This is a genomic window from Geodermatophilus obscurus DSM 43160 (genome assembly GCF_000025345.1).
Lineage (GTDB): Bacteria > Actinomycetota > Actinomycetes > Mycobacteriales > Geodermatophilaceae > Geodermatophilus > Geodermatophilus obscurus.
Window position 1 is genome coordinate 766000 of sequence record NC_013757.1, and the last position, 12819, is coordinate 778818.

General features: G+C 68.9%; 14 protein-coding genes and 3 pseudogenes. 8 read left to right on the forward strand and 9 right to left on the reverse strand.

Features of this window, described 5'->3' with window-relative positions:
- Positions 1-10: 10 nt before the first annotated feature.
- Entirely contained in the window at positions 11-403 is a 393-nt protein-coding gene (locus GOBS_RS03615; protein WP_012946939.1) for a nuclear transport factor 2 family protein, read from the reverse strand.
- 130 nt (positions 404-533) lie between these two features.
- Complete coding sequence (locus GOBS_RS03620; RefSeq protein WP_012946940.1) at positions 534-773, reverse strand: hypothetical protein; 240 nt, start codon at positions 771-773, stop codon at positions 534-536.
- 96 nt (positions 774-869) lie between these two features.
- Between GOBS_RS03620 and GOBS_RS03625 the strand changes: the two genes are divergently transcribed.
- Positions 870-1199 (forward strand): histone-like nucleoid-structuring protein Lsr2, encoded by a 330-nt coding sequence (locus GOBS_RS03625; protein WP_012946941.1) that lies wholly within the window; start codon positions 870-872, stop codon positions 1197-1199.
- 75 nt (positions 1200-1274) lie between these two features.
- Here the strand turns inward: GOBS_RS03625 and GOBS_RS27065 are convergent, their stop codons facing one another.
- Positions 1275-2666, reverse strand: coding sequence for a hypothetical protein (locus GOBS_RS27065; RefSeq protein ID WP_166487279.1), 1392 nt, complete (start codon positions 2664-2666; stop codon positions 1275-1277).
- A 234-nt stretch (positions 2667-2900) separates the two neighbouring features.
- Here GOBS_RS27065 and GOBS_RS03635 point away from each other — a divergent pair, with 234 nt between their 5' ends.
- The gene (locus tag GOBS_RS03635) at positions 2901-3236 is read left to right on the forward strand and encodes a VOC family protein (RefSeq protein WP_012946944.1); all 336 of its coding nucleotides are present in this window, start codon (positions 2901-2903) and stop codon (positions 3234-3236) included.
- Positions 3237-3636: 400 nt separating this feature from the next.
- On the opposite strand, the gene GOBS_RS03640 is transcribed toward GOBS_RS03635, so the two are convergent.
- The 4 genes from GOBS_RS03640 to GOBS_RS03655 form a co-directional block, all read right to left on the reverse strand.
- Positions 3637-3864, reverse strand: a complete 228-nt coding sequence (locus GOBS_RS03640) for a hypothetical protein (protein ID WP_012946946.1) — start codon at positions 3862-3864, stop codon at positions 3637-3639.
- 443 nt (positions 3865-4307) lie between these two features.
- Positions 4308-4685 carry a type II toxin-antitoxin system death-on-curing family toxin gene (locus GOBS_RS03645; RefSeq protein WP_012946947.1) on the reverse strand — a complete coding sequence of 126 codons (378 nt, stop codon included), beginning with the start codon at positions 4683-4685 and terminating at the stop codon, positions 4308-4310.
- Positions 4682-4972: a hypothetical protein gene (locus tag GOBS_RS03650; protein WP_166487280.1), complete on the reverse strand. Its 291-nt coding sequence runs from the start codon at positions 4970-4972 to the stop codon at positions 4682-4684. Before GOBS_RS03650 ends, GOBS_RS03645 begins: the two co-directional genes overlap by 4 nt.
- Before the next feature lie 27 nt (positions 4973-4999).
- On the reverse strand, positions 5000-5749 hold the full coding sequence (locus tag GOBS_RS03655) for an SDR family NAD(P)-dependent oxidoreductase (RefSeq protein ID WP_012946949.1): 750 nt from the start codon (positions 5747-5749) through the stop codon (positions 5000-5002).
- Between the two features lie 418 nt (positions 5750-6167).
- Here GOBS_RS03655 and GOBS_RS28470 point away from each other — a divergent pair.
- Positions 6168-6512 (forward strand): annotated as a pseudogene (locus GOBS_RS28470) (transposase); the annotation flags it as partial.
- A 554-nt stretch (positions 6513-7066) separates the two neighbouring features.
- Positions 7067-7603 (forward strand): hypothetical protein, encoded by a 537-nt coding sequence (locus GOBS_RS03665; RefSeq protein ID WP_012946951.1) that lies wholly within the window; start codon positions 7067-7069, stop codon positions 7601-7603.
- A gap of 645 nt (positions 7604-8248) precedes the next feature.
- Here GOBS_RS03665 and GOBS_RS03675 read toward each other — a convergent pair.
- On the reverse strand, positions 8249-8860 hold the full coding sequence (locus tag GOBS_RS03675; protein ID WP_243697637.1) for a hypothetical protein: 612 nt from the start codon (positions 8858-8860) through the stop codon (positions 8249-8251).
- A gap of 370 nt (positions 8861-9230) precedes the next feature.
- Here GOBS_RS03675 and GOBS_RS03680 point away from each other — a divergent pair, with 370 nt between their 5' ends.
- The 3 genes from GOBS_RS03680 to GOBS_RS03690 all read left to right on the forward strand — a co-directional run bounded on the left by GOBS_RS03680 (position 9231) and on the right by GOBS_RS03690 (position 11291).
- On the forward strand, positions 9231-9830 hold the full coding sequence (locus GOBS_RS03680; protein WP_012946953.1) for a hypothetical protein: 600 nt from the start codon (positions 9231-9233) through the stop codon (positions 9828-9830).
- A gap of 162 nt (positions 9831-9992) precedes the next feature.
- Positions 9993-10508: a hypothetical protein gene (locus GOBS_RS03685; RefSeq protein WP_041241317.1), complete on the forward strand. Its 516-nt coding sequence runs from the start codon at positions 9993-9995 to the stop codon at positions 10506-10508.
- Positions 10509-10544: 36 nt separating this feature from the next.
- The gene (locus GOBS_RS03690) at positions 10545-11291 is read left to right on the forward strand and encodes an ATP-binding protein (RefSeq protein ID WP_243697638.1); all 747 of its coding nucleotides are present in this window, start codon (positions 10545-10547) and stop codon (positions 11289-11291) included.
- A gap of 1082 nt (positions 11292-12373) precedes the next feature.
- On the opposite strand, the pseudogene GOBS_RS27070 reads toward GOBS_RS03690, so the two are convergent.
- Positions 12374-12520, reverse strand: a pseudogene (locus GOBS_RS27070) (IS5/IS1182 family transposase); the annotation flags it as partial.
- A gap of 82 nt (positions 12521-12602) precedes the next feature.
- On the opposite strand from GOBS_RS27070, the pseudogene GOBS_RS28480 reads away from it, so the two are divergent.
- Positions 12603-12775 (forward strand): annotated as a pseudogene (locus GOBS_RS28480) (transposase); the annotation flags it as partial.
- Positions 12776-12819: the final 44 nt, after the last annotated feature.

Sequence of the window (12819 nt, forward strand, 5' to 3'; positions counted from 1 at the left end):
GATCTCCGGTTCAGGCTGACCAAAAGGCGTCGTAAGCCTCGGCATCGGTGTGGCCTTCCCAGACCTCGACCAAGCGTCCCTCGCGCACGTGTCCGATGAGAGCCAGACGAGCATTCAGTGAGCGCCCGGCCCGCTCGCCATGCTCGACATGGAGTCCGACCACGTGGTCCTCACCCGCTACGACATCGTGCAACTCTGACCGGAAGGTGCCATCGGTCAACGACGCGAGCCTGCCGAAGAGGCCCAACACCTCGTCGATGCCCTTGTACTCGCCCGTGAGGGCGTTGCGCCCCGGCACGTGCCACACGTTGTCCGGATGAACGAGTTGCCGAAGCCGCTCCACATCACCCTCGGCCGCAGCCGCATAAAGATCACGCAGCATGGTTTCGTTCCGGTGCGGCATGACGCCCTCCTACCGGCCGGTGTCGCAGCGACAGCTGAGCGCTTTGATTCTTCTCCTGCGCCCATGCCCGAGCAAGGCGGGGACTCGGCTTGAACGTCGAGGGGACCGGTGTAGTCCTGGGCGTCGGCGCTCACTTCTCGACCGCCTGGACGATGCACATGGCCTGGTAGACCACGCAGATGCGCTCATGGGCAGCCACCGTGAGGTCGAGCATCATGTGGCGGGATCGCCAGCTCATGTCCGGGGCGTAGTGCGCGTAGTACGTCTCGCCACAGAGGCGACAGAGGACGACGAAGCAGCCATGCCTGTTGTGGTGCTCCGCATGCTGGATGGAACTCTCGAACGTCTTCGGTGCAATGGGTGAACTCACTGCAGTTGCAGGTTAGTTCCGGCCACCCCGGTTGGGTCAATAGGTCGTTCGACCGACTCACTTGACTTCTTGGCCTGTACGCGGAAGATGTTGGCCATGGCAACGAAGACAAACGTCATGCTGGTGGACGACCTGAGCGACGAGCCCGCGGACACCACCGTGGCCTTCGGTCTTGACGGCCGGGACTACGAAATCGACCCCACCGACGCCAATGCGTCCGAGCTGCGCGAGACGCTTCGCAAGTACGTCGACGCGGCCCGGAAGACAGGTTCCAGCAAGACGGGCCGCGCCTCCGCGCGCCGTACCTTCACCGATACCGACCCCAGAGCCGTCCGGGCTTGGGCAGCTGCGAACGGTCGCGAGGTCTCATCGCGTGGTCGCATCCCCGCTGAGGTGGTGGAGGCGTACCGCGCCGCCGGCAACTAGCCCTCAGACGGCCCCGTTTCGTTGGTGACAGAACCTGGCGAAGCGGGGCCCTTGCTCCCGTCGAGGTGTCGGGGCTTAGGTCTGACTGGGGGAGTCGGCTGCTGAAGAGTTGCCGAGAAGGAGAATGTCCTCGTCAAGGGTCTTATCGGTCTTCACATGCCCATTGCCGAAGCTCTTAAGAACCGTCGACGACCCGCCGGGGAGTCTGTCCGCATAGAACAGTTCGTGGAAGTTGCATACGTCACAGTGCTGTAGGACGACGAAAGGCGTTAAGTCAACGGGAGTATCGCCGTTCACCAGCATGTAGAACCGGCCATCGGCGAGAGGCTCTTGAAAGCTCAGTCGCCGGCGCTCGAACTCGGGGTGATCACCCATAGCGGCTGCCACTGATACGTCGAAGCGCTGTTCACGCACCAGGTAGGAGCTGGACCTGGTGACGAACCAAGGCACTTCAGCGAGGAACGTGGCCTGCGTGAGCGCTGACTCCAGCACGGGCAGGAGGCGCGCAAGGCGCTGTGCGGCGTCAACCTCCGTTCGTGGGGGCGAGCCGTGCGCCCACTTGTTGCGCTCTTGGGTCAGGGCGTCCAGCTGCTCGAGGAGGCTGCGCTCGTTCTTACGGGGCCTGCGTGTCACCATGGCCAGTCCAGCTGGCGCCGATTCTGTGTCGGCCGCCGCCTTGGCAGCTCGTCGAGCAACTCGCTGCCAAGAACCTTGAGTTACGCCCCGCTCGTACGCCGTGCGCAGCACCGTCAGTTCGTCAGAGTTGTCGCCCACAAATCGAAGCCAAGCTGCGGCGCTCGCTCCGACGGTGATGGTCAGCGCATCGGCGGCGTCGAGAAGAGCTTCGTACTGGTCCTTCGGCGTTGGTGCTGCCTGCAGCCCGCGGACTGCGCGCGCGACGGGGTACTGCAGGGCTCGAGCTGCGCGCAGGACAGGCGAAGTGGCAATGGCGTCGTCGGCCAGCGGCGTTGCCAAGGTCGGCGCGGGACGCTCGGCCGCGCTCGTTGACCTCGGTTCTGCGCGGGGAGTCGAGGCAGCTACACGCGGCTGCGCGGGCGTCGATGGGGTCAACGAGGGATTCGTTGAGCCTGCGGCAGCATCTAGCTTCGACTGCTCGAGGATGCTTGCGGCGTCCTTGCTGTCGCCGGTGGCAGCGCGCAGCGGCTCACGCGCTCGTTGTCGGCGGCGCCACACCAGGCGCCTGACCTTCAGCCGGGCAACAGCCGGGAGCAGCGCGAAAAGCCCCGTCATGACCAGCGTGGCGAGCACGACATTGAGCCACTTCGGCAACGGGCTCGGTTGCGTCGAAGTGATGAACGTTGCCAACGAGAACGCGACGACCGCGAGCGTCCACCACGCCAACGGGTCCCGGTACGGCGGCGCGTCATAGAGGCGCGCGAGCACGGCATTGGGGCGTCGTGGGTGAGGCGGCGGCGGCCCGCTGCTTTCGGGGGATCCGGCCGTCACACCTTGCATCGTGCCGTACAGCTTGGAGACCCGTGGCTGCGGGGCGGCAAGGGCGACGCTGGCCCCTTGGTGCTGAGGGCCAGCCGAACACGGGTTTTTCGATGGGCACGGCGGCGTGTCCGCGGGCGGAGGGTTGCCCGTAATAGATGAGTCCGTGGTCGGCGAACAGTCGTCACTGAGGTACGGACATTCCTGCTGCGGTCCACCGCGGCCCCGACCGCCCGGAGGATCCCCGTGGCCTTCACTAGCGTGCCCGCCCAAGCCACCGTCGCTGATCTGACCTCCGCCGAGGCCTGGTACTCGACGCTGATCGGCCGCTCACCGGACAGCAGACCGATGCACGGCCTGATCGAGTGGCACCTCGGTCAACACTTCGGCGTCCAGGTGTGGGTGGACCCGGACCGCTGCGGTCGCTCATCGATTATCCTGAGCGCCGATGACCTCGACGCCGAAGCCAAGCGCCTGAGCGATGCCGGCATCGGGCACGACGGCCCGCAACAGGTCACCTCAAGCCGCGTTCTGCAGCTGAAGGACCCGGACGGAAACAGGGTGGTGCTCACCGGCGCCTAACTCCCTCATCCACTCGACCGCCCGTCGTCGAGGTCAGGTGGTTGTTCAGGGTGAGGGCGAGATGAGGGCAGCAGTGGCGAGGGTTGTGCTCCCGGGAGCGGGAGTTCAGTCCTGGCTTCTGGGCTGATGGACGTGGGTGGTTGCCGTCGCACCGGGTGCGTGCCGTCGAGGATCAGCCGCCGCGCTCCTGAGTATCTGGCGGGTTTCCCGGATGTTCTGAAGGTTCCGCGCCTTTCGGGCATCGCTGTGCTTGGGGGGCCGCCAGAGGTCCCGCTCTGTTTCGTCGTCCGTCACTACGTTCAGGTCAGGTGCTGGCAGGCGACGTAGCCCAGGCCGCCGACGAAGACGGCGATGCCGGTCCAAAGGACTGTCGTGGCAGCAGCATCCTTGAGGCGCTCGATCATCGCCCTGCCGCCTGCTTGCCGAGGTCGGTGAGGACCCACACCGCCGAGCCGCCGCGCTTGTTGCCGTTGCGCTCGATCAGCCCGGCCTTCTCGAGCTCCCGCCGACGCGGGCGCTCGGTCGAGCCGTCCAGCTGAAGGTTCTGCTGGATTTCGAGGCGCTGCGCCCGCTGGTGTAGCGGGCGATGGACGTTTCGGAACTCATATGTTGCCCACGCACCGATCACGATGCTTCGGCTGCCGGCTTATCGGTACCGAGCAGTGCCGCGGCCTCGATCCGACGCTCATCAGCGTCGTTCGACCACCCCGAGGGTGTCCTGCTTCACCGTCTGATGCCGGTCGGTGATGACGACGTGTGCCCACGCGAGGTGCTCAGCTCGCACCTCGCGAGGGCATACAGCACGCCGAGCAGCTGTGTGAGAGCCGCCTGCCTCAGTGATGCGGAACGGCTCCGGGCCCGGCCCGTCCGGCGTGACCGTGGCCACCGAGGTAGGCGCCGGGCCGCCGTCCTCGGCCCAGCGGGATGACGTCGAGACGAGGCAGCGCCAGCCCGAAGACCACGAGCACGGCGAGAGCGGGTGAGTCGCTCGTCGCTGAACGCTGTGCTCCTCCGGCTGAGCCAGGTCGCGGTGTCCTCCCCGTACCGCCGACCCGGTGAGGCCTCGAGATATCAGGCCCCGGCGCCCGCCCCTGCCAGCCGGTCGGCGATGACGTCGATGTCGTCGATGGAACCGTTCGCGACCCCGGTCACCAGGTCGACGGCGTCGCGCTGGGCGAGCGTCGCCGGCTCCCCGTTCACGTCGAGGAACACGGCGGTCGCCGCCCAGGCCAGCTGCTGGTTGCCGGCGGCGAGCGGATTGGTGCGCAGCAGCGCGTGCAGCAGCGCAGCCGCCTTCCTGTGCACGGTCGCGTAGCTCTCCTGGCCGTGGACCACAGCCTGCGGTCGGGTGGCGGCCGAGCCCATCAGACCGGGGTTGCGCACGGTCGGCGGGGAGCCGATGGCCGCCTCGGCGATTCGGAACAGGTCGCCCGGGTCGAGGTAGTTCACCGCCCCGCCAACTCGCGCAGGGCCTCGGCGTACCGCTGCACCACGCGCTCGGTGGCGGCCTGGACCCGGACGCGCTGCGCGGAACGGGCCGTGTACTCACGCACCGCGTCGGCGGCCACGTCCTCCGCCGGACGGTGCTCCGCCCGGGCCTGGGCCTGCAGGGCCGCGAGGTCGGCGTCGGTCAGCTGCACCATCACCGCCGTCCGCCGCGGGTGACCGTCATCCCCACGGGGGAGGCGCTCCTGTACTCCGGTGCCGGCCCAGTCCGGTGGGCGCTCGGTCCTCATGCCCTTCACTCCGTCCGCAGAGCCGGGTCAGATGCCGCCGTCGACGTCGATGGTCGCGCCGGTCAGGTAGGTGGACAGGTCGCTGGCCAGGAACACCACCGCCCCGGCCACCTCGTCCGGAGAACCGCGCCGGCCCAGTGCCGAGAGGCCTCCGGTGCGCGCTGCGATGGCGGTGCGCGCCTCGGGGGGCGCGTTCTGCTCCTCGCCGGTGTCGATCACCCCGGGGGCCACCACGTTGACCCGGATGCCGCGCGGACCCAGCTCTTTGGCCAGGGAGCGGGTCAACCCCACCAGCCCCGCCTTGGTGGCGGTGTAGTGGCCCGACGCCGGCATGCCCGCACGGGCCGCACGGGAGCCGATGTTCACGATCGACGCCCCGGGTCCCATGAGTGGCAGAGCCTTCTGGGTCACCAGAAAGGCGCCGGTGAGGTTGGTGTCCATGACGCGCTGCCACTCGGCCAGCGGGAGTTGCGCGATGGGGGCCCTGCTGGTCACGCCCGCGTTGTTCACCACGACGTCCAGGGCGCCGAAGCGCTCGCGGCACTCCTCGGTGAGCTCCTCCACCGCGTCTGGTGCTGTCACGTCGGCCGGCATCAGACGGTGGTCGCCGCCGATCTGTTCCAGCTCCTTGTCCAGGCTGTCCACCGCTTCGCCACCGTTGCGGTAGCAGGCCATGACGGTGGCCCCGTGCCGAGCCAATCCCAGGGTGATCGCCCGTCCGATACCGCGGGATCCGCCGGTCACGAGCGCGTACTTGCCAGTGAGTTCTACGACCATGTGTGCCCGCCTCGTAGCGATGGCTTGGTCGGCGACGCGTGTCTCGGTCGCCGCGGACCCTACGTAGCGGCTTCGGCGTGTCGGGAGCGCTTGCTCCGCGCATGGGGCGGTTCACCAAAAGTTCACGTCCGCGGTCGTCTCCCTGGGCGGTGGACCCGGACGGTGGTCGGCGTCCCCGGACGGAGCCTGCGCGCCCAGGTGCGGTGGTGACGCGCTCGACCTCAGCGTCGGACCACAAACGGCAAGAACTCGCTCAACGCGGCGGCGAGCGGAACCTGCCGCCGCTCGCCGTCCCTAGCCCGGGGCTTTCATCGCGCGTGATCGGTTGAGGCGTTCCGGCAATACGGAAGGTGATCCTGACCTGCAAGGATCGGGTTGTCTAGGACCTGATCAGCGCGAGGGCGGGAGCACCTTTCTGGTGAAGCAGCGTAGTGGGCCGTACCCGGCCCTGGCAGTCGACGGGCAGGGCTCGAGCGTCGTGCCGAACGCCGGCGCGGTACTGCTGGTGCAGACCGCGCAGACCGTCGGCCTGGTCAGTGCTCTGTCCGACGCGCTCGGGCCGTGGCGGCGACCGACCGCGCTGCACGATCCGGGCAAGGTGCAGCCCGATCTCGCAGTCAGCCTCGCGGTCGGCGGAGAGTGCCTGGCCGATGTGGCGCAGCTGCGCGGCGCCCCGGAGGTCTTCGGACTGGTCGCCTCAGATCCGACGGTGACCCGGCTGATCGACGCACTGGCCGCCGACGCCCCGGCCGCGCTGGCCGCCGACCTGGTCGCCTGGATGCAAACCCTGGCCCTGACCGGCACCGCCGCCCGATGCTGGGAACCCAAGCGCCTGCGACTGCTCTCGATCCCGGCCCGGCACGCCCGCACCGGCCGCCGCCGGCTGCTGCACCTGGCCGCCACCGCACCGTTCACCGCGCTCGCCCTGCAGGCCCTCGACGCCCTCGCCCGGCGGAGCGGGCCAGCCGCGGCCCCGGCGCCGGGCTGACAGCCGGGCTCCCCGTCCCCACTCCAGCAATGCCCGGACCGTGGAACCGGCGCCCACCCGAGCGACCTCGGCCGATCTGTCACACCCAGATGCGATTCTCACGGCCACGCGGGACAAGAACCCCGACGGTCATCGAGATGATTATGACCGTGAAAGATCCGGGCTAGGGCGACGGCAGCCAGAGTGAGGACGGCGATTCTCATTGATCCTCCGGTGAGTCTTGTGCCCTGAGGAAAGCCCTCAGGGTCAGGAGCGTGCCACGCAGCCCCTTGGAGCGAGGAGCGTGCCGTGCAGCCCCTGGGAGGAGGGACCGCTACCCGGGAGGGGTAGTGATCGGCGAGCTCCCCATGGCGGTCACCATGTGGTGGGACCTCAGTTACCGTCTGGTCATGGTCGCAACCCCCGACGTTCTCGTTCCCCGCTGGCGGCGTCTGGACGCAGCGATGAAGCGGGTGCGGGCTGCCTCTCCGACGTCGGAGACGGAGACCCCTGATGCGGTGGTTGCGGTGCTCCACACGATGTACGACCTCTGGGAGGTCTTGAGAAGGGAGATCGGTAAGGCCAAGCGGGTCCAGTGCGCGGCCAAGGGTGAAGGCGGTCAGACAGCCGTTGCCCTGACGTTCGCGCGGGGAGCCGTGACGCACGACCTCGTGGAGTTCGCCAAGAACGCCGGTTTCGGGCTCCAGCCCTTCGGCGCAAGCTCATTCGGTGGAGGCTGGTACTGGCGGGCCCACGAAGACATCCGCCCGAACTACAAGGTCAAGAGCGACTGGTACCGCGACCGCGTCAAGGGCCGGGCGGTCCTGGAGCCCTTAGAAGCCGCGTATCGCTGGTACAGGGACCGTAAGGAGATTTCCCGACCCTAGTGGCCCATGCTCGGGTAACGCTCTGGTCACGGGCGCACATAAAGGTCAGCTAGCTTGACGCCCTCGTCGTGCCGTGGGCCCTCGCCGCAGCCCGCAAGAGCATGTAGCTGTAGCGCCTCAGGCGCCCGCGCACCGGTCAGGTGGTCGAGCTCAAGAAGTCGCGCCGCCAAGCCGCCGCCGATCAGGGGTAGGCCGCCGGCGAGGAGCCCGCCGCCGCAGCTGAAGGGCAGGGTGCCCGGCTGCGCTTCGGGACGCGCGCCCACGCCGGACGGTGAGTCTTCGACCTCGCCAACGGGGGCCGCGGCACGTGGCCCGGCCGGGCACGGAGGTCACCCTGGCACGACTTGGCGACCCGGCCGGCGGCTGTCCACAGGCCCTGTCGGCCGCCGCTTGGTGCTGGAGCACCGTGGCCAGCGGCGTGGGCGGGCGCCCGCCTTGCGCCCGACCTGGTCGACCGACACCCGTCGGTGCATCAGTTCAGAGCCTCCACTGAGCCCGGCGCTCGACACCGGCCACTGAGGGCCGGTGCTCGCCGCTCCGTTGGATGGCCTCCCTGACTAGGTGGCTGTGAATTCGTGAGAGTGGGCACGGTGCTTCGGGGTCGGCGCCGCGAGGAATCCGTCGCCGGGACGTACTCTGCCCCGGTCAGCCGACGCCGAGGGCCCGCTCCACGAGGTGCTTGAGCACCCGATCGGTCTTGGACTCCGGGGCCGTGTCGACGGTGAGACCGAGGGAGTCGACGTAGTCGACCAACGCCGACTGTCTCGACTCCGCGTCGGCCAGCTGCTTGGTGACGGTCGACAGCTCGAGGAAATCCAGGTGGTCGACCGTCCACCGTTCGGCTCGGACGTCCAGGTCGCCGGGCGCCTTCTCGACGGTGTCCCATCGCGTCGCCGTCACCGGCGGCAGCACGGTGAGGGTCCCGAGGTTGATCCCGATCGGGGAGCAGTCCCGCAGAAAGGCCTCCTGCGACTCGGTGAACAGGCTCGTGGCCGGCCGCCGTCCGTGGCCGGCATCGACCACGACGTCGTCGGGGCGGTCGGCGGTGTTCGAGATGGCGAGGACCCGTCGTCCAGCGGACCAGTCGGCCTCGACCTTGAGCTCCCAGTCCTCTCCTTCCTCGGCCTCGAGCCAGTCGTCGGTGAGCTGCGACCGCCGGCCTGGGCGCAGCTTGATCGTGCTGTCGTCCCTCCTGTCCGGCCTGTGCCGGGCCCGCAGGATCGCTCCCGCATCCTTCAACGGGGTGGCGGCAGACACGCCCCTGGCGACGTCCTCACAGAAGTAGATCCGCCACGGCTGTTCTGCTGGCGGTAGCTCGAGCCTCTCCACGACTGACGTCGCCTGGTCGCCGCTGAGATTCACCTTGATCTCGACCCGGTCGAGTCGCATGTGGCCCCCATGCCATTCCGGGGCCGCCCGGGACCAGGCGCCAGACCTGGCCCCGGTGATGACGGCTCTTCCGCCCGGCACGTGCTGCGGGACGGTAGGCCCTGGTCGTCACGGGCGGGTCACCGTGCCGTCACCTGAGCAGCGATGGCGTTTCGTCCCATCGAGCAGGCGGATCGGACGCGTATCAGGTCCGGTCGGCCGGACCTCCCCTTCGTGAGCACCGACTGGGGAGGAACCCATGACGACCCGCGACCCGTACGACCTCTGTTCCGCCACGCCCGCCGAGATCTTCGCGGCAGAAGTGTGCCTCTACGAGCTGTCCAAGGACGCCGAGGGCCAGCTCTCGCGCCCCGAAGGGCAGCAGCACGTCTGTCCGGAGGATGACTGCCGGACGCTCACGACCGACCAGGACCTCGAGCTCTCGCTGCGCCCCCACGACTGCGACTCGGACGTCGGCCGGCTGTTCGACGGCGAGCTGCGCAGCGTCGACCTGGCGACCGTGTACGTCGATGGCGATGGGACCCGCCGCGGCATGCACACCGCGACCTTCTCGTGGCGCTGCCAGATCGGCCTCGTCCAGGGCACCCTGGCGGGGCTGACGAACGAGGGCACGCATCGCGCGCCGGTGTTCGACGAGTGCCAGAGGTGCGGCGAGACCGGGGTGATGGAGGGCCGGTTGTGCGGCCGGCTCGTGCGGTCCGCCGAACCGCGCCTGGCCGGTGCCCAGGTGGTCGCCGCCTACCGCCTGCGCTTCGACTCCTCGCGCGAGGGCGCGCTCGGCGGCGTACGGGGGACCCTCGAGGGCCTCGTGGTACGCACCTGCGAGCCGAGGTCCTGAGTCCCCCGGCGCCCCGTCAGGTCCGCGGCGAGCGCCCGGCGCGGACAGCATTCCGCCGGTCGGGTGACCGAGCCGCGACCACCGGGCGCTCGGTCTGTCCGGTGGACCGGGCCTGTGGATGCAGCCGGGTGGTGTCGCCTGCGACCTCTACGGTCCCGGGGTGTGACGGAGGATCCGGAGTCGGTGGCGCCTGCCGCGTCGGAGGCGCACCCGGTGGCGTTGCGGTGGGACGGGCCGCAGGGGCGGTACGAGCAGCTGGCGGGTGCCCGGCAGGAGGCCGCGCTGCTATACGCCCGGATGCGCGCCGGCTATCCGGCCGCGGAGTGGGTCGTCTACCGGTTCCTCGAGGCGTGGCGGGAGTACCTGCGGCTTTCGTTGGCCGGGCTCGTGGAGGACCTGCAGCCGTTGACCGAGGAGCCGTTCGAGCTCGGTCCCGGAGACGTCTTTGAGCAGTGGGCCGACCTGGCCTGGGTGCTGACGGACCTGTGGCCCGACACCTCCCGCGATGCGGTGACCACTTCGCGCGCGCTGACGCGCCTGCAGACGGCGTTCATCTCCGACCGCGTCGACGTCGCTGCCGTACACCGCGAGATGCTCACCGTGACGAACTTCTTCGGCGGCCTGGAAGCCCAGGTCCAGGCGCTGGTCGAGTTCCGGCAGGACCGCACTCAGGATTAGCAGGCCGGCGACGGCGACACACCCCGCGCCGCCGCGATGTACGCGTGTCCTAACCGTGACTTTGACCTGGCGCTGGCGGCGGCGGTCCTGGCGGCCGACGGCGCGGTGCCGGCCGAGTCGGTGGGCCGGCTGGTGCTCCTCGGCGAGTTGGGGCTCGACGGCTCGGTGCGCGCCGTCCGCGGTGTGCTGCCGGCCGTCCTCGCTGCCGCTCGCGCCGGCCACCCGACCGTGGTGGTGCCGGCCGGCAACGCCGGGGAGGCCGCACTGGTCGAGGGGGTCGAGGTGCTGGCCGTCGGCACGCTCGCCGAGGTGGTCGCCCACCTCGCGGGCCGGACGCCGCTGCCTCGGCACACCCGCGGGTCCTTGCCGCCGGCGCCGCCCGGGCCCGACCTGGGCGACGTCGTCGGCCAGCCGATCGGCCGCCGGGCGGTGGAGGTCGCGGCCGCCGGCGGTCACCACCTGTTCCTCAGCGGACCGCCAGGTGCGGGCAAGACGATGCTCGCCGAGCGGCTGCCCGGACTGCTGCCCGCCCTCGACGAGCAGGAGGCGCTCGAGGTCACCGCCATCCACTCGGTCGCCGGGACGCTGCCGCCGGACGCCCCGCTGGTGACCCGGCCGACGTTCGAGGCGCCGCACCACTCGGCCACGATGGCCGCCCTCGTCGGCGGCGGGTCGGGGCTGATCCGCCCCGGCGCGCTGTGCCGGGCCCAGGAATGCGACAGAGACCCGCACGCCCGTCGGCCGGTCGTGGCGAGACGTCCGGCGATGGAGAGCAGCGCATAGCTGGAGGCGTTTGGGTGCCACCACCGAGCGGCGTGCCGGGTCAGGGCGAGGGTCTGCCGGGCCGGATCCGGCCGCTGTCGGTCAAGCCTCCGCCGCGGATCCTGCTCATGGCCGCCAGTCCCTCCGAATTCGAGCCACTGGACGGCCGAGCGGAGTGGGACAAGGTTGCAGGGGCGCTCGATAACGTGCGGCAGGACGGCCTCGTGCAGCAGGTTGAGGCAGCGCTCATCGTCGGTCAGTCGGCGCCCGGCGGACGCCGGAGTACCGCACTGCCGTCGACTATGCGTTGACGTGCGTAGGAACGGGGTGCGCGGCGTCTGGCGATCTCGATCCGCTGCTGTGAGCGTTGGAATCGACGAGCAGCGCTCGGTTGTGCTATCGCCTCGAGATCCGCCGTGGTAAGGCGGGTGCGCAGATTGGTTGGACAGTTGTAGCACCCGTCTCATGGATAGGTTCGGACGAGCCGCGTGCGTGGAGTGGTCCTTGCTGCTAGGCGCGTGACCTGGCACACTTCTACCCAGGTTAGCGAGCGTCCAAAGTACCTAGCATTTTTCGCAGTCCTGGTGCCGAAATCTCGAGGGAGCGCGCCCATGCCAACAGAAGAAATCAAGAAGTATGACGTTGCCTACTACGGCGGTGGTATGAATGCGTCGAACTACGCGTATAGAGCAATCATAGGTATGCGAAGAGACGACGGTAGTCTTATCGGTGCAGCATATTTTCATCGTAGCGCTACGACAATGCCCAGCTCCGACAGTGTTGGCCCCCCGGCTGGCTATATTTCTTGCCACTACCTGGCGGAGGACTACCCGCGCGTCATTGATCTAGTTCGCAATGAGAAGCCGATTTACGTGACCTTCACGGCTGGGGGCTGGGACATAGCAAGTATTGAGACGTCGCTCGAGCCTATCGGTGAGGGTGAGCCGGCTTAGTTGGGGGAACCTCCCGAACGACGCCGCGTCCTGCATCGCTTGAGCGGCGCAGACCTTGCCCACACCAAGCAGGGCCTGAGGACGGCGCTGACGTCATCTTGCAGATGACGTCATTGAGCCATTCCCAGTAACGGCTTCGCTGCCCGGTGATCATGTGGTGCGGCCGTGCACGTGGTGGAGTAGGACGAGGGCTGCGGCGGTAATCGCGCCGATACGCCAGGGGCAGAGGCTGACCCGGCGCAGCGCCTTGAACGTCGTCTTGAGCAGGAAGTTGCCGCGTTCGGCCGGAGCGCGGCTCCCTTCCACTCTTGAAGATCGCTTTCGGATGACAGCGGCTTGGCTGCCGTAAGTCGTCGCTGATGCGAGCAAGCCGGTCTGGGTGACTGAGGAGTTCGTGCCCGAGGTGCTGTGGAGCGGGTCGCTCCGCTACTGGCGCGGCCGGGTCGTCGTCATCGCCATCCAGGGCGCGGAGCGATCGATGATCGCGCTGCGGTGGCCGGGATCGTGTCCGTGCTTAAGACCGGCTTCACATGGAGCCACGACCCACCAGCCTGGTCGACGCTGCTCGGAGGGGAGCTACTGGCGTCGTGAGGCCC

Excerpts from the sequence above, each read along its gene's own strand:
- GOBS_RS03615 (WP_012946939.1), bottom strand. The coding sequence starts at position 403 with ATGCCGCACCGGAACGAAACCATGCTGCGTGATCTTTATGCGGCTGCG.
- GOBS_RS03625 (WP_012946941.1), top strand. The coding sequence starts at position 870 with ATGGCAACGAAGACAAACGTCATGCTGGTGGACGACCTGAGCGACGAG.
- GOBS_RS03650 (WP_166487280.1), bottom strand. The coding sequence starts at position 4,972 with ATGAGGACCGAGCGCCCACCGGACTGGGCCGGCACCGGAGTACAGGAG.
- GOBS_RS03655 (WP_012946949.1), bottom strand. The coding sequence starts at position 5,749 with ATGGTCGTAGAACTCACTGGCAAGTACGCGCTCGTGACCGGCGGATCC.
- GOBS_RS03680 (WP_012946953.1), top strand. The coding sequence starts at position 9,231 with ATGACGACCCGCGACCCGTACGACCTCTGTTCCGCCACGCCCGCCGAG.
- GOBS_RS03690 (WP_243697638.1), top strand. The coding sequence starts at position 10,545 with ATGTACGCGTGTCCTAACCGTGACTTTGACCTGGCGCTGGCGGCGGCG.